This is a genomic window from Flavivirga aquatica (assembly GCF_001747085.1).
GTDB lineage: Bacteria > Bacteroidota > Bacteroidia > Flavobacteriales > Flavobacteriaceae > Algibacter_C > Algibacter_C aquatica.
Map to the genome: position 1 here is coordinate 1,045,056 of NZ_MDJD01000054.1, position 20,146 is coordinate 1,065,201.

18 protein-coding genes are annotated in these 20,146 nt (G+C 30.3%); 10 read left to right on the forward strand and 8 right to left on the reverse strand.

The window, feature by feature from the left end; genetic code table 11:
- Positions 1-22 precede the first annotated feature (22 nt).
- The 4 genes from topA to A8C32_RS18705 all read right to left on the reverse strand — a co-directional run bounded on the left by topA (position 23) and on the right by A8C32_RS18705 (position 5,961).
- Entirely contained in the window at positions 23-2,545 is a 2,523-nt protein-coding gene (gene topA / locus A8C32_RS18690; RefSeq protein ID WP_069831900.1) for a type I DNA topoisomerase, read from the reverse strand.
- Positions 2,546-2,683: 138 nt separating this feature from the next.
- Complete coding sequence (locus A8C32_RS18695; RefSeq protein WP_069831901.1) at positions 2,684-3,457, reverse strand: hypothetical protein; 774 nt, start codon at positions 3,455-3,457, stop codon at positions 2,684-2,686.
- A 93-nt stretch (positions 3,458-3,550) separates the two neighbouring features.
- Positions 3,551-4,465, reverse strand: coding sequence for a lipid A-modifier LpxR family protein (locus A8C32_RS18700; protein ID WP_349267257.1), 915 nt, complete (start codon positions 4,463-4,465; stop codon positions 3,551-3,553).
- A 257-nt stretch (positions 4,466-4,722) separates the two neighbouring features.
- Complete coding sequence (locus A8C32_RS18705; RefSeq protein WP_069831903.1) at positions 4,723-5,961, reverse strand: LVIVD repeat-containing protein; 1,239 nt, start codon at positions 5,959-5,961, stop codon at positions 4,723-4,725.
- Between the two features lie 164 nt (positions 5,962-6,125).
- Here A8C32_RS18705 and miaB point away from each other — a divergent pair, with 164 nt between their 5' ends.
- From miaB to A8C32_RS18755, 10 genes are all read left to right on the forward strand, one after another.
- Positions 6,126-7,583, forward strand: coding sequence for a tRNA (N6-isopentenyl adenosine(37)-C2)-methylthiotransferase MiaB (gene miaB, locus A8C32_RS18710; RefSeq protein ID WP_069831904.1), 1,458 nt, complete (start codon positions 6,126-6,128; stop codon positions 7,581-7,583).
- Positions 7,584-7,604: 21 nt separating this feature from the next.
- Positions 7,605-8,501 carry a hypothetical protein gene (locus tag A8C32_RS18715; protein WP_069831905.1) on the forward strand — a complete coding sequence of 299 codons (897 nt, stop codon included), beginning with the start codon at positions 7,605-7,607 and terminating at the stop codon, positions 8,499-8,501.
- Positions 8,502-8,509: 8 nt separating this feature from the next.
- Positions 8,510-8,851: an avidin-fold protein gene (locus A8C32_RS18720; protein WP_069831906.1), complete on the forward strand. Its 342-nt coding sequence runs from the start codon at positions 8,510-8,512 to the stop codon at positions 8,849-8,851.
- 12 nt (positions 8,852-8,863) lie between these two features.
- Positions 8,864-10,132 (forward strand): sigma 54-interacting transcriptional regulator, encoded by a 1,269-nt coding sequence (locus A8C32_RS18725; RefSeq protein ID WP_069831907.1) that lies wholly within the window; start codon positions 8,864-8,866, stop codon positions 10,130-10,132.
- A gap of 53 nt (positions 10,133-10,185) precedes the next feature.
- Positions 10,186-10,692, forward strand: a complete 507-nt coding sequence (gene lptE, locus A8C32_RS18730; RefSeq protein ID WP_069831908.1) for an LPS assembly lipoprotein LptE — start codon at positions 10,186-10,188, stop codon at positions 10,690-10,692.
- Positions 10,693-10,739: 47 nt separating this feature from the next.
- Entirely contained in the window at positions 10,740-11,756 is a 1,017-nt protein-coding gene (locus tag A8C32_RS18735; RefSeq protein WP_069831909.1) for a DUF8458 domain-containing protein, read from the forward strand.
- Entirely contained in the window at positions 11,756-12,115 is a 360-nt protein-coding gene (gene secG / locus A8C32_RS18740; RefSeq protein WP_069831910.1) for a preprotein translocase subunit SecG, read from the forward strand. The genes A8C32_RS18735 and secG overlap by 1 nt, the downstream gene beginning before the upstream one ends.
- A gap of 171 nt (positions 12,116-12,286) precedes the next feature.
- Complete coding sequence (locus A8C32_RS18745; protein WP_069831911.1) at positions 12,287-12,562, forward strand: co-chaperone GroES; 276 nt, start codon at positions 12,287-12,289, stop codon at positions 12,560-12,562.
- A 109-nt stretch (positions 12,563-12,671) separates the two neighbouring features.
- The gene (gene groL / locus A8C32_RS18750; RefSeq protein ID WP_069831912.1) at positions 12,672-14,306 is read left to right on the forward strand and encodes a chaperonin GroEL; all 1,635 of its coding nucleotides are present in this window, start codon (positions 12,672-12,674) and stop codon (positions 14,304-14,306) included.
- 436 nt (positions 14,307-14,742) lie between these two features.
- Complete coding sequence (locus A8C32_RS18755; protein WP_069831913.1) at positions 14,743-16,098, forward strand: hypothetical protein; 1,356 nt, start codon at positions 14,743-14,745, stop codon at positions 16,096-16,098.
- A gap of 157 nt (positions 16,099-16,255) precedes the next feature.
- On the opposite strand, the gene A8C32_RS18760 is transcribed toward A8C32_RS18755, so the two are convergent.
- From A8C32_RS18760 to A8C32_RS18775, 4 genes are all read right to left on the reverse strand, one after another.
- On the reverse strand, positions 16,256-16,606 hold the full coding sequence (locus tag A8C32_RS18760) for a heavy-metal-associated domain-containing protein (RefSeq protein WP_069831914.1): 351 nt from the start codon (positions 16,604-16,606) through the stop codon (positions 16,256-16,258).
- A 4-nt stretch (positions 16,607-16,610) separates the two neighbouring features.
- Complete coding sequence (locus A8C32_RS18765) at positions 16,611-18,851, reverse strand: TonB-dependent receptor (RefSeq protein WP_069831915.1); 2,241 nt, start codon at positions 18,849-18,851, stop codon at positions 16,611-16,613.
- Between the two features lie 81 nt (positions 18,852-18,932).
- Entirely contained in the window at positions 18,933-19,640 is a 708-nt protein-coding gene (locus tag A8C32_RS18770) for a heavy-metal-associated domain-containing protein (RefSeq protein ID WP_069831916.1), read from the reverse strand.
- A gap of 74 nt (positions 19,641-19,714) precedes the next feature.
- The gene (locus tag A8C32_RS18775) at positions 19,715-20,128 is read right to left on the reverse strand and encodes an HYC_CC_PP family protein (protein WP_083253430.1); all 414 of its coding nucleotides are present in this window, start codon (positions 20,126-20,128) and stop codon (positions 19,715-19,717) included.
- Positions 20,129-20,146: the final 18 nt, after the last annotated feature.

Below are 20,146 nucleotides of genomic sequence, written 5' to 3' on the forward strand. Positions count from 1 at the left end.
AATTACAGAACTACCATTTATACTATTTCTTTTTTGCTGCTGTTTTTTTAGCAGGAGCCTTTTTCTTAGCTGGGGCTTTTTTCTTAACAGCCTTTTTCTTTGGCGTATTAGCCTCTATAATTCCTTTAGCTTCTTCCAAAGTCATTTCTGAAACATCTACAGTTTTAGGTAATTCAACTTTTACTTTACCTTTTAAAACATTATGTCTACCCCAACGTGCTTTTTCAACACGAATTCCTTCTTCTTCCCAATTATGAATAACCTTATCTATCTCTTTTTGAATTTTAGTTTCAATTAATTCAATAACATCTTGATCTGATAGGTTATCCCAATCGTATTTTTTATTTACATTTATAAACATATTGTTCCATTTTATAAATGGTCCAAAACGCCCTTTACCTTTTTGTACTGGTAAATCTTTATACATATATATAGGAGCATCTGCTTTTTGCTTTTCTTTAATTAAAACAATAGCATCGTCCAGTTCTACACTTAATGGATCGACTCCTTTTGGAAGTGAAACATACGCTGCACCAAACTTTACATAAGGCCCAAAACGTCCATTATTTACTACAACTTCTTCTTCTTCATATACTCCAAGATTTTTAGGTAGTTGAAACAAATCTATGGCCTCTTCATAAGTAATAGTATTTAGCTGTTGGTCTGGACTTAAACTAGCAAACTGTGGTTTCTCCTCATCATCAACCGTTCCTATTTGCACCATTGGTCCAAACTTACCTAAACGCACACTTACTTGTTTTCCCGTTTTAGGGTCTGTTCCTAAAATACGCTCTCCAGATTCTCTTTCCGCATTTTCCTTCACATCTTCAACTACTGGGTGAAAATCTTTATAAAATGATTTCATCACCTTGGTCCAGTCTTCATTCCCTTCTGCTATTTCATCAAAATCTGCTTCTACTTTAGCTGTGAAGTTATAATCTAAAATAGTTTCAAAATGATTTACCAAAAAGTCTGTTACAATCATTCCTATATCTGTAGGAACTAATTTTCCTTTATCTGAACCTACTTTTTCACTTAACGTCTTATCTTTTACTACGCCTTCTTTTAATCTAAGCTGTACATATTTGCGTTCTACACCATCAACAGCTCCTTTTTCTACATAATTTCTATTTTGTATAGTTGAAATCGTTGGTGCGTATGTTGACGGGCGCCCAATTCCTAACTCTTCTAATTTCTTAACTAGTGATGCTTCTGTATATCTTGACGGTGGTCTTGTATAACGCTCTGTAGCTGTAATATAATTATTAAGTAACGCCTCATTTGTTCGCATTGCTGGTAACATACCTTCTTGCTCTACATCCTCATCATCAGTTCCTTCTAAATAGACTTTTAAAAATCCATCAAAAGTTATAACCTCTCCGTTAGCCGTAAAGGTTTCGTTATGTGTTGACGCTTTTATTTTTACATTGGTACGCTCCAACTCTGCTTCACTCATTTGCGATGATATGGCACGTTTCCAAATTAAATCATATAAGCGTGCTTGATCTCTATCTATATCTACTGAATGTCTGGAAAAATCTGTTGGACGAATAGCCTCATGCGCTTCTTGTGCTCCTTTGGCTTTCCCTTTATAGTTTCTAGGTTTACTATATTGTGAACCATAAGCATTTTCTATTTCTGCCTGTGCTCCTTGCCTAGCTTCATCAGATAAATTTACACTATCTGTTCTCATATAAGTAATCAAACCTGCTTCATAAAGGCGTTGCGCCATAGTCATGGTTTTGCTTACTGAGAAATATAACTTTCTTGATGCTTCTTGTTGTAGTGTAGATGTTGTAAATGGTGCTGCTGGCGATTTTTTTGCTGGTTTCTTTTGTAAATCTGAAACTTTAAAATCTGCCGTAGCATTTTGTTCTAAAAATTTTTGTGCTTCTTCTTTAGTTGAAAAATTCTTAGGTAGTTTTGCTTTAAATGTTTGTCCTTTTTCATTTGAAAACTCTGCATCAACCCTATAAGATCCCACAGGACTAAACCCTTGAATATCTCTTTCTTTTTCTACAATTAAACGCACGGAAACAGATTGTACTCTTCCTGCAGAAAGACCACCTTTCACTTTTCTCCAAAGTACTGGTGACAACTCGTACCCTACAATTCTATCTAATACACGACGTGCTTGTTGTGCATCTACTAAATCATAATCGATACCTCTTGGATTCTCTATAGCTTTTTTAATAGCAGCTTTAGTGATTTCGTGAAAAACAATACGCTTCGTTCTATCTTTATCTAGTTTTAGTGCTTCTGCTAAGTGCCATGCAATAGCTTCTCCTTCTCGATCCTCATCACTTGCTAACCAAACCATTTCCGCTTTTTTAGCTAAATCCTTCAGTTTTTTTACTACTGCTTTTTTATCTTTAGAAACTTCATATTTTGGTTTAAAATCACCTTCAACATCAACCCCTAATTCTTTGGAAGGTAAATCGGAAATATGTCCGAAACTAGATTCAACTTTAAAATCTTTTCCTAGAAATTTTTCAATGGTTTTTGCCTTTGCAGGGGACTCTACTATCACTAAATTCTTCGCCATACTTCAATTTTTAAGTCTACAAATGTATATGAAAAAAAGTTTATCTACCGCATTTTCCAGATTATCTGTTTATTTTTTAAATAAAAAGAACTGTTTTTAATACACTAAAAAAACAGTCTAAGCTATTAAAATTTCAAATTAATAATCTGAATTATCTCTAATTCCAATTTTCTCTATTTCACTATTATTATTAAAACCAACAACTTGTTTATATATAAAAAACACAGGTAAATAAACTATTGATATGGTAAACAAAAGCCCTATCCCACAGGCTACTATACCAAGCATTCCTAAAAGCCCAGCAACAAACATAGTTCCGAAAGTAATAAACCACTTTTTGTTACCTAATTTGAAACTTGCTTTAACTATTTCTACTTCACTTAAATCTGGGTTACTAGAAAAAATTATTGCAAAATAAGCTAATGGAATATACACATAAATATATGGAATAAACAACATAAGTTGAGCAATTGCTGCTATTCCTGAATAAATAATGCCTAACATTAATATTTTAGAAAAATATATTTTTTTAAAAAAATATAAGTAATCATCGGTCGCATTTTCTCCTAAATCCACACTTTTACATATCCTATAAAAAGCAGCAACAAAAGCTAAGTTTACAGTACTTATAAGAATAGTTTGAGGTATACTATACAATATGTTCGTGTAATAAAAACTGGTATAGGTGTCTAAATTAAAACCATCGTTAAACATATAATTTGCTTTAGAAGAAAGTCCTATTAACTCAAACAAAAAAGCTATTCCAATAGCAGATACCATAACAAATAGAATAACTAAAAACCCTTTTAGCCAAACCTTTTTATACATCTCTAGAACACTATCAAATATATTTCCAAAATCTAATTGCTTTGCTCGTTCTATTTTATCTAATAAGTTAAGAAATGTATTCATTCGTTACTACGTGTTTTCTGATTAATAATTTAGCCTCAAATATAAGTTCATTTTAATTAAAATTAAAACATAATTAAACAACACTATTTTTCATTAGAAATTACGACTAAACACCAATGTACCATACGAATGACTTGTAGATGTTGGAGTCTCTTTAGTATTAAAATTATAAATAAATTTAATGATTGTACGTTTAGCTTTTAACACACCTCCTATTTTAAGTTTAAAAAGGTGTGGAGACATTGTAGTAGTAAACAACACATCATTATAATCTAGACTTCCTTGAATTAAAGTATTATGAGCAACATATTTATAACCTAAATAAATAAAACCAAAAAGCTCATTTTTAAGAGTTTTATCAATAGTTTCAATTCTTGAAGAATTTCTTAAATCATTAAATTTCCCAAAATAATAACCTAATCCATTTTCTATAAAAACATCTTTTGTTCCTAATGAAGGCTCTAACACATAATGCAAAGCATGATGTTTACTAATAAGCTTACTAATTATATATCTAGCTTTTAAGTTTACTAAAAATTTAAATTCAATTTCTTGAACCCAAGTTGGATTATCATTTCCAAAAATCTCATGTGCTTTAGTTTGTATTTTCCCCGCTAAAGATTCCTCTCCAGTAATTCCCATTTCTAAAGCTAACAACAAAGCATTAGCACCTTTTATCTTGCCTATTTCTGTTTTTAGAAAAAACCAACCCGCATAAGGTCTATCAAAATCAATAGGATTAATCGATGCTAAATTTGTTGGCGTATAAGTTTCATTGCCCAAAGCCACATTTAACTGCAAAACATTATTACCTTCTTTTTTAAATATAAAATTGTTTCGTAAAATTTTTCTATAAGTTAAAAACAAACCACTAGTATAGTATTTATCAACCATAACCAGTTTGTCATTTTCGATTTTAACTTCAATTTCCTGATTATTTTTTTGAGAAAACATATCAGTATAAGCACATATTAAAAACAAAAAAATGGTTAGTTTTCGCAAAATCAATTAGCTTATTAGTTCATATTAGCAAGTAAGTAATAAAAAGTACTTTATATTTTATAAAAAAACAAACTTAACATTTAGTGCTGGTAATTTGTATTAAATTACCAGCACTAAATGTTAAGCACGCATGTTTCTAAACAAAAGTTACTCAAAATAATGCAACCTTTAATTTATTTTGTCGTTACAAAAGTTAATACATAACTTTCTAACACATTTTAACATAAGAAACTCCTATTCAAACAATGCTTTAATTAAAAATATCATAGCTTGTAAGAACTAATTGGTTTAACTTCATTTGCAACATATTCATATTGATAGAGAATGTTATCACCTATCATTAATAATGTATTTTCTAAGGGAATTACATCTTTAGAATTAACATTTTTAAATGATTTTATTAAACTAATATCTAACGGATCCTCTTTATTAAATAGTTTTAATCCAGATGTACCATCACATACAAATAAAGTATTCCCTTTAACACCTAATCCATAAGGATTATCTAACTCATAACGTTTTTTCAAAATCGGATTTGATTTATCTCTTATATCAATAACCTCCAAGATACTTTCTAATTGTCCACAAGCATTACCTCCTCTTAATGTTAAATACGCATAATCCCCATCAACAACTACAGGATCACAACCTTCCCAATGCGCAAATTCTGAAACAAATTCTGGCAATGACGGATTAACTAAATTATAAATATACATACCGTTAGTACTTCCTAAATACAAATAATTATCCGCTTGAAACATCGTTTCTATATTCCACCCTGCATATTGAGTGTTCGCTAATACTGGCTCTTTTAAGTTTTGAATGTTAAAAATGGACATTTGATAACTTCCTACAGTATATAAATAATTATCAACTATTTGAAAACGCGCTAAAGAACCGCCAACCCCTGTTATTGATTCATTAGAATTTGATGAAACATTATCAACAGCAAAAATATCAACGAATCTTTCATCTATTTTTTTTCGTCTTTCTGTAACTACTGTCCATCCTACAATAATTTCTTCCTCAAAATCCACTTTATTATAATCAATAGCTTCTGCTTCGACAGGAATATTATAATTATAAACTGTAAACACGTCTTCCAATCGTTCCACTAAAGACACTGTGCTAATATCTGAAATATCAAAAACTAATAAATCTGTTGCGCTATCGACATATAAGAAATCATCTTTCACAGAAACATCTTCATTACCCAGAATTTCAATATATTTAATAGCTTTTGGCAATCTCGGGTTTGAATTATCTATAATGTGAACACCTTTATTTATATCGCTCACAAAAATATAATCTTTGTAAACATATATCTTACCAGCTTTTTCTATGTTTCTAGGCTCTTTAATATTAACAGAACTCCTAAAAGCATCTTTACTCATTATTTGTGGGGTTGCTACTTGAACCCATTCATAATCGGCATTATCATTATTATCACAGGACACAGTAAATATTAAAACTAAGAACAAGAAAAGGTATTTAAATTTCATAACATTGATTGTTTTTATTCAAGATGAAGAAATAAAAGAAAGGTTGCGTAAACTAGAATAAACATTTAAAAAAATAGATATAAATTTAAACTGCCACTTTGTCACTTAATACAAATAAATTGTATCTTTGCACACTTATTGACTGCTATCGGTTTCAGTATACTATGGAAAAAATTATAGACGAAAATAAACAAGGTGAATCCTTGGTTTTAGAGCAAAAAAAAGACAATAAACGCAAACTTTTTATTGAAAGTTATGGATGTGCTATGAATTTTAGCGACAGTGAAATTGTTGCTTCCATTATGGCAAATCAAGGTTTTAACACGACTCAAAACTTAGAAGATGCTGATTTAGTTCTAGTTAACACCTGCTCCATTCGTGATAAAGCAGAGCAAACAATACGTAAACGTTTAGAAAAATATAATGCTGTAAAGCGAGACCATAATCCTAAAATGAAAGTTGGGGTTTTGGGTTGTATGGCCGAGCGTTTAAAAACTAAATTTCTTGAAGAAGAAAAAATTGTTGATTTGGTTGTTGGACCAGATGCTTATAAAGATTTACCTAATCTTTTAGCTGAAGTTGATGAAGGCAGAGATGCTATTAATGTGATTCTCTCCAAAGAAGAAACTTATGGAGACATTTCCCCTGTTCGTTTAAACACCAATGGTGTTAATGCTTTTGTATCTATTACGCGTGGTTGTGACAATATGTGTACCTTCTGTGTTGTTCCTTTTACAAGAGGTCGTGAACGCAGTAGAGACCCTCAAAGTATTCTTGAAGAAGTTAATGATTTATGGCAAAGAGGCTATAAAGAAATTACTTTACTAGGGCAAAATGTAGATAGCTACCTTTGGTATGGTGGCGGTCTTAAAAAAGATTTTGAAAAAGCTAATGATATGCAAAAAGCGACTTCTATAGATTTTTCTAAATTATTGGATCTTTGTGCAAAAGCTCAACCTAAAATGCGTATTCGCTTTTCAACATCTAACCCACAAGATTTAACTTTAGATGTTATAAAAACAATGGCAAAGCATCAAAATATTTGCAATCATATACATTTACCTGTACAAAGTGGAAGTAATCGTATTTTAAAAGAAATGAATCGTCTGCATACACGTGAAGAGTATATGACGTTGATAGACAATATTCGAGATATTATTCCAAATTGTGCTATTAGTCAAGATATGATTGTCGGGTTTCCTACAGAAACTGAAGCAGATTTCCAAGATACCTTTTCACTTATGGAATATGTAAAATATAACTTTGGATATATGTTTACTTATTCTGAACGTCCAGGCACTATGGCTGAGCGCAAAATGGATGATGATGTTCCTGAGAAAACAAAAAAACGAAGGCTTCAAGATATTGTAGACTTACAAAGGGTACATAGTGAAATTAGAACTAAAGAACACTTAAACACTATTGTGGAAGTTTTAATTGAAAAAGAATCTAAAAAATCTAACACACAGTGGTCTGGACGTACGCAACAGAATATAGTAGCTGTATTTCCTAAAGGTGATTATAAAATTGGTGATTTTGTAAATGTAAAAATTACTGGCTGTACAAGTGCAACACTTATAGGTGAAGCTGTAGAATATTCTAAAAACAATGAAAATTTATAAATTAAATTAACAATCAAAACAATGAAAAACTTATTTATTCTATTAAGCCTTGGCTTCTTCTTAAATTCTTGCTCTTCAGACGATAGTAACAGTAACGATAGCAGTTCAGGAGAAGAATTAGACTTAACGCATTACATTTTAAAGTACCCTTCTGGTAACGTTACTCAGCATAATTTTGATGGGTCTAAAGGCATTAATGCAGAAAGGAATGGTAAGGAAATTGTAAGTTTTGAATATAATACTAACAATAAAATATCAAAATATATCAAATATGACTCTAATGGTGACATTGAAGAATCTTATACTTTTAATTATGATAGCTCAGGAAAAATGATTTCTGTTGACGAATTTCATGACAATCCATTCCTTATTCCTGAAAATTTCACACGTACTCTAACTTACGAAGGCAATTCAATAAAAACCACTTTCCCTAAAGACGATACAGTTAACTACAACGAAGAATTTATTTTAAATGACGAAGGGTTAATTAAAGAATATATTAAATTGGATTTCGATAATACTTTTGAATCTAAATTGGCTTTTGAATATGATAATAATAAAAACTGTACTACAGTTAGCGCAACTAACTTAACATTTTCTAATGAGCAATTTACATCAGTATACAAATACGTTTACGATAATAACCCAAATCCTTTATATCTACATTTTAAAGATAATTATATAGCAAGTTTAATTATTCATACACGCTCATTATTCTTAGATATTCAATTACGTAATCTTATAAGAACGTTTGGAAAAAATAATCATATTCAAACTATTTTTCCTGATGGTACCCCCGAAAATGGTAAATTTTCCTATGAATATAAATACAATAGTGCTAAATATCCAGAAAAAGTCACTACTAAAAACATTGGTATAGGCGCAACAACTGTAGAGACAGAATTTTTCTATAAATAATAAAATTAATGTCAGAATTCAACTTTAACAACAAAACATTTTCTTTAATAGAAAATTCTGAAAATGGGAAAGTAGATTCTGAAACTATATTTAAATATAAACAAGAAGGCCATTTAGTTACAGCAGATTATTACGGAGGCACTATTAAATATGGTAAAATAATCGCGCATTTAAGTAACAATACGCTTAATATGTTATACCAATGTATAACAACAGAAAATGAATTAAAAGCCGGAAAAGCTATTGCTCAAATAAGTTTAACTAAGGACAATAAAATGAAATTAAAACTTAATTGGGAATGGTTAGGAGAAAAACATGAAAGTGGAATTTCTGAATATATTGAGAATTAAAAATAAAAATCAATGGAATCCATTCAAGCTATAAAACAACGTTTTGGTATTATTGGTAATACCCCTTCATTAAATCGTGCTATTGAAAAAGCGATTCAAGTAGCACCTACAGATATTTCGGTATTAGTAACAGGTGAAAGTGGTGTTGGTAAAGAAAGTATTCCAAAAATAATACATCAATTATCACACAGAAAACACAATAAATATATTGCGGTAAACTGTGGAGCTATACCTGAAGGCACAATAGATAGTGAGCTTTTTGGTCATGAAAAAGGTGCTTTTACAGGTGCAACACAAACTCGCGAAGGCTATTTTGAAGTTGCAGATGGTGGTACTATTTTTCTAGATGAAGTTGGTGAACTACCACTCACCACTCAAGTACGTTTATTACGTGTTTTAGAAAATGGCGAATTTTTAAAAGTAGGTTCAAGTAAAGTACAAAAAACCAATGTCCGTATTGTAGCAGCAACAAACGTTAACATGTTTGAAGCTATACAAAAAGAAAAATTCCGTGAAGATTTATATTATAGATTAAGTACGGTAGACATTAACTTACCTCCACTACGTGAGCGCCAAGAAGACATTCATTTGTTATTTAGAAAGTTTGCTAGTGATTTTGCTCTTAAATATAAAATGCCAACCGTAAAGTTAACAGATAACGCTGTTCAAACACTTATAAAACACCGTTGGGGAGGGAATATTCGTCAATTACGAAATATTGCTGAGCAAGTATCTGTTCTAGAACAAAACAGAACAATTACTGCAGATACTTTAAAAAGTTACTTACCTACTTATGGAACCAATTTACCTGCTGTTATTAAAACATCAAAGGAGGAAAGTGATTTTAGTAATGAACGTGAAATTTTATATAAAGTCCTTTTCGATATGAAAAGCGACTTAAATGATCTAAAGAAACTTACTTTAGAACTCATGAAAAATGACAACACTAAAGATGTTGAGAAAGATAATGAAAGTCTCATTCAAAAAATCTATGGCAGTTCTGATGAGAAAGATATTTCCTTTGAATCTCCTTCTGAAAACAATGACATTCTTGCTATTTCCGAACATGCTACAGATAATGAAGAGATCATAACTGTTCAAGACAAATATCATTTTGCTGAAGAAATTGAAGAAGAAGAAACCTTATCACTTCATGATAAAGAATTAGAATTGATAAAAAAATCCCTTGAACGCCACCATGGAAAACGTAAATTAGCTGCTAACGAGCTCGGTATTAGTGAACGTACATTATACCGAAAGATTAAACAATACGATTTATAAGTAATCGTTATAAAAATACTTGTTATCAATATAAAAAATACAAACAAAAACAAATGAGATACATAACATACGTTTTTTTATTTTTGATTACCATAACTCTAACAAATTGCGGTATATACTCTTTTACAGGAGCATCTATCCCACCTGGTACAGAGACCTATCAAGTAAATCGTTTTGAGAACACATCCATATTAGTAGAACCTGGAATAGAACGGGACTTTAAATTAGCTCTTGAAGATTTAATACAAAACCAAACTAACTTAAACCTTGTTCCTTCAAATGGTGATTTAACTTACGAAGGCGAGATAACAGAATATAGAATTTCGCCAACAACAGCTACATCTCAAAATACTGCCGCACAAAACAGACTAACAATTAGTGTGAAACTTCGATTCTTTAATAGAAAAAAAGCTGAAGATGATTTAGAAAAATCATTTTCGTTTTTCTTTGATTTTGAAGGAAGCTCCCTGTTAACTGGTGCAAAAAAAGCTGAGGCACATGAAGCCATATTTGAACGTATCACACAAGATATTTTTAATGCTACATTAGCCAAATGGTAATTTATTTATAGTTTTTAGTAACAAATATTAAAAGACAAAAGAAACCAATGAATCTAACAGATTTCACACACATACTTCAACACCCTCAAGTTATAACACATGAGCAAACTGAAGCTGTAAAATCTATCATTGAAGAGTTTCCTTATTTTCAACCTGCACGAGCTATTTATCTCAAAGGTTTAAAAGACCTAAATAGTTTTAAATACAATCAAGAACTAAAAACAACTGCAGCTTATACTACGGATAGAAGTATTTTATTCGAATTTATTACTTCAGATGCATTTGTTCAAAATGAAATATCTCAATTCATTAAACAAAATGACACTTCTTTAAAAGATATAGAGGTTGACATTGAAGATATTTCAGTTCAAAAAAATGTAACTATTGATGACATATTAAAACAACAAATAAAAGATACAGATGGTGTTTTAGATCCTACATTGTTTCAACCCAAAGAGGAACGTCCAAAAAAAACTATTAGTAATATCCCTTTAGACAAACCTAAAAATATTATTAATAGTACTAATGAAGAAACTAAATCTCAAGAAAAAAGACAAGAGATACCTGCGAATGATGTATTAAATCTTGGCAAGCCTTTCGAATTTAATAAAAAAGAAACTCACTCTTTTAACGAATGGCTTAAACTAACTCACTTTTCTCCTATTGAAAGACCAGAAGATGAAGAAAAAGAAGACAACAAGGAAAAGGAAGAAATCAAAAATGATAACAAAATAATTGAAAAAGAAGTTACTAAGAAAAAAACTACAGACACTTTAGATAAAGAAAAAAAGTTTCAACTTATTGATCAATTTATTATTAAGAACCCAAAAATACGACCTATAAAACCTATTACCCAAAAAGGTAATTTAGCAAAAGCACAAATGATACAACCAGAGTCGCTAATGACAGAGACTCTAGCACGTATTTATGTAGAACAAAAAAACTATAAAAAAGCAATTCAATCTTATAAAGTTTTAAGTTTGAAATATCCAGAAAAAAGTGGTTTATTTGCAAACCAGATCAAAGCAATAGAACAATTACAAGAACAAAACAATAAAGAATAATGAGTACGTTTACAATATTTTTAGTCCTGATAGTAGTCGTAGCATTTTTACTAATCGTAGTAATTATGGTACAAAACCCTAAAGGTGGAGGTTTATCATCGTCTTTTGGCGGTGGTGGCACACAACAATTGGGTGGTGTAAAAAAGACAACCGATTTTTTAGATAAAAGCACATGGACATTAGCAACGGTATTATTAGTATTAATATTAGTATCTAATGTAGCTATTAACAGAGGTCCAGGAGGAGTAGAATCTAAAGCATTAGATCCTGATGCAACAACAACAGCTCCAGCTTTACCAACAGCTCCAGCGCAAACAACTAACGATGCTGCAACTGCAACACCAAAAGATTCTTTATAAGAATTTATTATTATGATAAATAAACAAAAAATGCCAACTTTTTAAGTTGGCATTTTTTGTTGCTGCCTGTCTAAATAGGAAGGTCTGAAAGTTTGTCAGTTCAAAGTAATTGGCACATTTTTAGTACAACGCATAAGCGTTAAGATTAATTTAAAAATACAAAATACACACATGGCATTAAACATTAAACCATTAGCAGATCGTGTTCTTATAGAACCAGCTGCTGCTGAAACTAAAACAGCTTCAGGAATTATTATCCCTGATAACGCTAAAGAAAAACCACAAAAAGGGACTGTTGTTGCTGCTGGTAAAGGTACCAAAGACGAGCCTATTACTGTACAAGTTGGTGATACTGTTTTATATGGAAAATATGCAGGAACAGAACTTAAGCTAGAAGGAAAAGATTATTTAATCATGCGTGAGAGTGACATATTAGCAATTATCTAATTGTAAATTCTAATAAATAAAATAAATTCCAAATAACTTTCAAATATCAACTTATCCTAAATTTGGGTTTTGTTTTTAAAATTGAAAGTTCAAACTAAATTTTTCAAAAATGGCAAAAGATATAAAATTTGATATTGAAGCACGTGATGGATTAAAACGTGGTGTAGATGCATTAGCCAATGCAGTAAAAGTAACATTAGGCCCTAAAGGACGTAACGTAATTATCAGTAAATCATTTGGTGCGCCACAAGTCACTAAAGATGGTGTTTCTGTTGCTAAAGAAATTGAGTTAGAAAACCCACACGAAAATATGGGTGCTCAAATGGTAAAAGAAGTTGCTTCTAAAACTAACGATTTAGCTGGTGATGGTACTACAACAGCTACTGTATTAGCTCAAGCTATTGTTAAAGAAGGTTTAAAAAATGTTGCTGCGGGAGCAAATCCTATGGATTTAAAACGCGGTATTGATAAAGCAGTTGTTGCTATTACTGAAGATTTAGAAAAACAAGCTAAGCAAGTTGGTAATTCTTCTGAAAAAATAAAACAAGTTGCTGCTATTTCTGCTAACAATGATGATACTATTGGTGAGTTAATATCAAAAGCTTTCGAAAAAGTTGGTAAAGAAGGTGTTATCACTGTTGAAGAAGCTAAAGGTATGGAAACATACGTTGATGTTGTTGAAGGTATGCAATTCGACAGAGGATACTTATCACCTTACTTCGTTACAGATTCTGATAAAATGATTGCAGATTTAGAAAATCCATACATTTTATTGTTTGATAAAAAGATATCTAACTTACAAGAAATCCTTCCAATATTAGAGCCTGTAGCTCAATCTGGACGTCCATTGTTAATTATAGCAGAAGACGTTGATGGACAAGCATTAGCAACTTTAGTAGTTAATAAATTACGTGGTGGATTAAAAATAGCTGCTGTTAAAGCTCCTGGATTTGGTGACAGACGTAAAGCAATGCTTGAAGATATTGCTATTTTAACAGGTGGTACTGTAATTTCTGAAGAAAGAGGATTTACTCTTGAAAATGCAGATTTAAGCATGTTAGGTACTGCTGAAACAGTAACTGTTGATAAGGACAATACTACTATCGTAAATGGCGAAGGTAAAGCTGATGATATTAAAGCTAGAGTAAACCAAATAAAAGCTCAAATTGAAACAACAACTTCAGATTACGATAAAGAAAAACTTCAAGAACGTTTAGCTAAATTAGCTGGAGGTGTTGCTGTACTTTATGTAGGAGCTGCTAGTGAAGTTGAAATGAAAGAAAAGAAAGATCGTGTTGACGATGCCTTACATGCAACTCGTGCAGCTGTAGAAGAAGGTATTGTAGCTGGTGGTGGTGTAGCTTTAGTGAGAGCTAAATCGGTGCTAGAAGCAATTACTACTGAAAACCTTGACGAAGTTACTGGTATTCAAATTGTAGCTCGTGCTATCGAAGCTCCTTTACGTACTATTGTTGAAAATGCAGGTGGAGAAGGTAGTGTTGTAATTTCTAAAGTATTAGAAGGTAACAAAGATTTTGGTTACGATGCTAAATCTGAAGCCTATGTAGATATGCTTAAGGCAGGTATTATTGATCCTAAAAAAGTAACACGTATCGCTTTAGAAAATGCTGCATCTGTTGCAGGTATGATCTTAACTACAGAATGTGCTTTAATTGATATTAAAGAAGCCGATGCTGGACATGCTCACCCTCCAATGGGTGGAGGTATGCCAGGAATGATGTAATTTAAACTCGAAAACCTCAGCATACAAATTATATGAAAACGCTTTTCTTATTAAAAAGAAAAGCGTTTTTTATTTTTAATAAATTTTCTTTTTTATCTTTATCTTAAGTTCATCGTTCTAAATTAAACGATTTCTAAAATTTATAGTTTTATCTCCTTTTTAAATACTTAGTTACACCTATTATATAACCACTTTTCACATAGCTTTACCCTTCCTTTTTAATACAGTAATTATCTAAAAAGTTCTTATTTATGATATAGGCATATCATACAACTTCATTTGTTAATAATTTCAACTATTTTCCAACACGTATAAATACTTCTTTTGTGAAACAAGTGTTTTTACGTGTTTTATCATCACTACTGATATCTAAATTAGCAGAAAAGTATTACAATAAATAACAACCTCTTCTCTAAGAACTTTAAAATATATAGTTATGGAATCAACTACATTGAATTACGTTAGGCATTTAAATATTACAGAAAATGAATGGTTAAAAAAAAATAAAACCCAATCTATATGGAGGCAACAACATCAATTAAACTTTGGATCCGTATTTAACTTAAAAAATATTTCATACACTGCCCAAAGATATTTAATAGAAAATGATGTTCTTATTGAAAAGAAAAGTTGGATGAAAAGGTTTAGTATCAGACTAAATGATATAAACATTAAAGCTAATAAAAAAGGTCATATTGATATAGAAATAGAAATTCAAGGAAGCTTTATGGAATTCAATATTCCAGCTAATACCATTTTAAGAGGTAGTATTAATCCTAAAATGCTAAAATTAGTAGAAAAAGAAGATAAAGCTCATAAAATTATTGATATCATAATCAATTTAAATAAAGTAGATTGGATAGATATAGAAATCACAGAGCATGATGCCATATCCTCTAATCTTCTTATTAAAATAATGACCATTTTTACTGGTAAATACTTTTTACTAAATTCAATGGTATTTCCAACAACAATTTCAAACATTAAAATACCAAGTCCTTCATTATCCGATATTGTTATTTATATAAACCATAAATACAATACATTATGTATTGGATTCATTGATAGAAGTTTTAAACCAACAGATGGTAATCAAGAATATCAATACATTCTAAATAACTTATCCAAAGAAATTTTAAAAGACAAAAGTCTTATTACTATAACTAAAATAAGTAATTATTACTTGATTAATGAGTTGATAAATTTTTCAAATCAGATTCTAAAAAAATATATAGAAGAAAAATCATCTGCACTATACCTCAACAATTTTAATACATATTTTATAAATGGGGTTGATGCTCATCAAAGTATGCTTAAAAAGTATGGGAAAGCCCCTATTAACACTATAATATCGGACAAATTAGTTTCAATTAATAATATTATTGTTTCAATTGGATTTGATAACTCTGAGGAATTATATGTTCGGTTTTTGGTAGAAGTTGATAGTAAAGTAATTGGACTTAATGTAGATTCGGTTAAAGGCGGAGCTACAGCTAAAATTAAAATGGATTATAACACCTCCAAACACTGTCCTAGTTTTGATATAAATATCGATTTCATTCACACTAGTATTAAAAATTGGTTTGAAACACTACTTGAAGGTTATTTTTCTTTTTTCATTAAACTTTTGACGTCTAAAATAACATTTCAAATTAATGAAAAAATCAATCATGCTATTTCCGAAAATTTAATTATTCCTAATTCTTTTTTAAAACATGCCAAAATAAAACATTTTACTAGCAACTCTATAACTCGCGATATTTGGACTCAAATAGACATCCAAATGGATTAATTAGCACTTATAACATCCAAATTATTACACTTATTTTATAAAAACTAGACTAATACATAGGCATTATATTGATTAGAGTACTCCATTGAATTGAAGCAAAGCGCCCAAATTAATTAATTTGAGCGCTTTTTTTACATATTATTTACTCTTATTTTTCTTACTTATGATCCTCTTGCACTACTTGATCTCGATATTTACAACAAGGATGTACTTTTGCATAAGCTTCATCTGTCGCTTTTATATTTTTGGTATCATGACCTACTGCTAGTATTTTAGATTGAATCGTTTTTAAATCTGTTTTGCGTTCATCATAAATCAATTTCAACTCATGTGTTTTCACATTCCACACAGCAGACTTAACCCCTTTTGTATTTAAACTTGCTTTTTCAATTCTAGTTTTACACATTAAACAAACCCCATCAACTTCCATAGAGGCCTTTGCATTCTTGTTTTGTGCAAATGCTACTGTTGTTACAAATAACACAATAATAATTATTAATTTTTTCATAGTTTTATTTTATTTTAAATCTTAATCCTGCATAATACAAACTTCCAAATATAGGCCCATATACAAAAGTACTATCAAAATTTGATCCAAAAGGGTTATCAGCTCCTAATATAGGATTATTCTGCCTTATATTGGTAATATTTTCACCTCCTAAATATATTTCAAATTTAGGAGAAAACACTCTTGTTACTTGTACATTTAAAGTTCCTAGCGTTGGGGTATATTTTGGCAATTGATATTGAACAGGGCTACTTATTGTAGATGAAAATCGTTGTTTACTTAACCAATTATATGTAACATCAAATTTCCATTGTTTAATGCTATCTGCATGCATGTGCGTTTCATAAGAAGCGTTTGCAAATAAACGATGTTTAGGAGTTAAAGGTTTCGATAATTTCCCAGAATTATAATCTGTTTTCACATCATAATATTTATAAGCTAGTCTTAAATTAAAATGCTCAAAAACATTATAATTAATTTCCGTTTGAAAACTATTCGCAAAACTATCGCCTTCTAAATTATAAAAATTAACTTCTTGAGGATTTTCATAATCGACTACTACTTGATTTTTAAAATCAGTTTTATAATAATCTAACATAATATCTGCTTTTCGTCCAAAAAGATTAAATCCTTGTAAATAAGAAACACCATAATTCCATGCTATTTCTGGGTCTAAACCATAAATCTTCCCTGTCCCATTTATAATATTAATCGTTCTTGAGGTAGAAAACATTTGTTGGTTTTCTGCAAAAATATTAGCACTACGTTTACCTCGACCAAAAGAAGCTCTTAAGGCTGACTTTTCCCAAGGTGTGTAGCGTATATGCAACCTAGGAGTGACAAAGTTCCCTAATAAATTATGATTGTCAATCCGTATTCCTGCAGTTAAGTTCAATTTATCCAAATTATCCAAATTGTATTCAAAAAAAGCACCAACAGATTCTTCTGTCCTTTCATAATCTGTATTATTTACGAACTCATCATAATTATCATAAGTATAACTCACTCCTGTTTTAATTTTATGCCTAGAATCGCTAATTATAGAATTATAAATAGCATTTGTATAAAAACTATTATGCTTAATATCATATTGATTTAAACCAAAATACGATTCCTGTTTATGATTACTAAATGCTGTTTGAATCCCTAAACTTTGATATGGAATTTCAGGATTCACATAACCTAATTTGGCAGAAATTTCATAACGTCTTGTATCTATCTCACTTCCCCAAGCATTTGTTGTTAACTTATCTCTATCTGAATCAAAATCTAACGCTCCAGTTTCTTTTTCATCATTTAAAAATTTCAAATTAATAAAGCTCACAAATCCTTTTTCGGCATTGGTATATTGCCAGCGATTCATCATATTAATTTGATTGTACTTGGGCATATCTAAAAAGCCATCACTATTCACATCATGTTCATTATTATGAATGTTTCCATGCAAATACAACCCTGTATCCCATTTGTTACTCACTTTTGTATTTATATGAGTATTTAGCTCAAATCGCTCACTAGAAGCTCCATATAGATTAACAAATAGCTTATCGTCTGTTGATGGCTTAACCAATTCGGCATTAATTTGACCCGCAATACTCTCGTAACCATTAACTACACTACCTGCTCCTTTTGTTATTTGAATACTCTCTACCCAAGTACCTGGAATAAAACTTAATCCATAAGCTTGAGAAGCGCCTCGAATAGACGGAATATTCTCTGTAGCAATTAAAATATATGGACTTGTAAGCCCTAACATTCTAATTTGACGTGTTCCTGTAACAGCATCTGCAAAATTAACATCAATAGAAGGGTTTGTTTCAAAACTTTCAGATAGGTTACAACATGCTGCTTTTAATAACTCATCACTACTTACCGTAACCACATTTGTAGCTTGCAAATATGATTTTGTGGTAGTTTGCTTTCTTGATGTAACTGTAATAGCTTCTAAATCATCCATAGATTGTAACCAATGGCGTACTTCTTTAGGTTCTGTAATAGTTAATGTATCTGTTTTAAAACCAATATAACTAACTACTAATTTTTTATATTCCTTTTTATATGAAAGTTCAAAACTCCCATCAATATCTGTTACAACTCCAACAGTAGTGTTGAGCCAATATACATTAGCTCCAACTAAACCAATGGTTTTATTTTTTTCATTAGCTTCCATTATTATTCCTGTAATTTTTTCTTGTGAAAATAGAAAAGTGGGAAGTAATAATATTATGTATAGTAGGTATTTCATTTTTTATATTCGCTAATATGCGTTTATGTATTTTTTTAGGTTTAAGTTTTTCGAATTCTTGTTAATTCAAGAATAACAGTATTATTTAATTAACATCATAATTGCCATAATAATCATAATACTATTTTCAATAAATGTTGCTTGTGTCATGGGTAATTTTAAAGCCGTACCTAAACAGGCACATTGGATAGATTTCTTATCTAACAATGTTTTGATGACACCTATAGTAGTGATTCCTAAAATGATTAGCGTAACCATCAATGCTATTGAAATTTCAATACGCATTAAAAAAAGCACACCTAAAACTACCTCTATAAATGGATAAATCCAACCATAAAAAGGTATTGCTCTTGCTAATGGATCGTACATTCTAAACGACTCTGGAAATCCTTTTAAATCTAATAACTTGAAAAAACTAAATACAATATAAAATAAGCCCATAAAATCCAGCATAAACCCATTAATCTCCCAAGGCTTGATGTTGAGTAAAATAGATGTTATTGTTATATAACCAAATATTAAAAACAATGGGAATAGCTGTTGCAACTCACTTTTTTCTATAATTTTAGAATCTAAGCTAGAAATGGTTTTTTCTGAAATAGAATATTTACTAGGTAAAACGTCTTGCAATATTTTTGCTGAAAAGGGTTGAGATATTTCTACAATTGCTTCAGAAGTTTCTAAATTAACAAAAGCTTTTTCAACTTCTGGAATTTCATTTAGAGTATCTTCAACAAAAGTTCTACAACCATTACAGGTCATTCCTGTAATTGTATACGTATGTTTCATTTTTGAAAATAATTTGAATTATAAATAATTTATATACTCTCTTTCTTAAAGAGAATAGCAAAAAAATCTATTTATCAAATAATAAAGACTTGGTCTAAAACTTGGATATTTGTAACCAAATTAGGGGGAGAATAATCTTTATGAGGAATAATTTCCTTTTGTAGGTATTCTAAGAGGTTAGTATATGAGTAAGTATATACTATAATAAATCGTTGTTGCTCTAAATCTAAATCATCAAACGAGGACATTTTTAATTCGTCTTGTCCTTTTACAACATCTATTTTATCTTTACAACAGGGTATTTTTGTGATTTTTTCTAAAGCTATTTCATAAGCTTCCATAGCACATTTCTCTACTTCAGTAAAAATAGATACATCTACTAATACATCGCCACAAAAATGTTTTTCAATAGTGAAAGACACTGTTGAAAACAAAACAAGTAATGCTAAAATAGCAGAAAAGCCTTTATGTAATAATACTTTAATCACAAAACAAAAATACTAAAA

Excerpts from the sequence above, each read along its gene's own strand:
- topA (WP_069831900.1), bottom strand. The coding sequence starts at position 2,545 with ATGGCGAAGAATTTAGTGATAGTAGAGTCCCCTGCAAAGGCAAAAACC.
- A8C32_RS18695 (WP_069831901.1), bottom strand. The coding sequence starts at position 3,457 with ATGAATACATTTCTTAACTTATTAGATAAAATAGAACGAGCAAAGCAA.
- A8C32_RS18705 (WP_069831903.1), bottom strand. The coding sequence starts at position 5,961 with ATGAAATTTAAATACCTTTTCTTGTTCTTAGTTTTAATATTTACTGTG.
- miaB (WP_069831904.1), top strand. The coding sequence starts at position 6,126 with ATGGAAAAAATTATAGACGAAAATAAACAAGGTGAATCCTTGGTTTTA.
- A8C32_RS18715 (WP_069831905.1), top strand. The coding sequence starts at position 7,605 with ATGAAAAACTTATTTATTCTATTAAGCCTTGGCTTCTTCTTAAATTCT.
- A8C32_RS18720 (WP_069831906.1), top strand. The coding sequence starts at position 8,510 with ATGTCAGAATTCAACTTTAACAACAAAACATTTTCTTTAATAGAAAAT.
- A8C32_RS18725 (WP_069831907.1), top strand. The coding sequence starts at position 8,864 with ATGGAATCCATTCAAGCTATAAAACAACGTTTTGGTATTATTGGTAAT.
- lptE (WP_069831908.1), top strand. The coding sequence starts at position 10,186 with ATGAGATACATAACATACGTTTTTTTATTTTTGATTACCATAACTCTA.
- A8C32_RS18735 (WP_069831909.1), top strand. The coding sequence starts at position 10,740 with ATGAATCTAACAGATTTCACACACATACTTCAACACCCTCAAGTTATA.
- secG (WP_069831910.1), top strand. The coding sequence starts at position 11,756 with ATGAGTACGTTTACAATATTTTTAGTCCTGATAGTAGTCGTAGCATTT.
- A8C32_RS18745 (WP_069831911.1), top strand. The coding sequence starts at position 12,287 with ATGGCATTAAACATTAAACCATTAGCAGATCGTGTTCTTATAGAACCA.
- groL (WP_069831912.1), top strand. The coding sequence starts at position 12,672 with ATGGCAAAAGATATAAAATTTGATATTGAAGCACGTGATGGATTAAAA.
- A8C32_RS18755 (WP_069831913.1), top strand. The coding sequence starts at position 14,743 with ATGGAATCAACTACATTGAATTACGTTAGGCATTTAAATATTACAGAA.
- A8C32_RS18760 (WP_069831914.1), bottom strand. The coding sequence starts at position 16,606 with ATGAAAAAATTAATAATTATTATTGTGTTATTTGTAACAACAGTAGCA.
- A8C32_RS18765 (WP_069831915.1), bottom strand. The coding sequence starts at position 18,851 with ATGAAATACCTACTATACATAATATTATTACTTCCCACTTTTCTATTT.
- A8C32_RS18770 (WP_069831916.1), bottom strand. The coding sequence starts at position 19,640 with ATGAAACATACGTATACAATTACAGGAATGACCTGTAATGGTTGTAGA.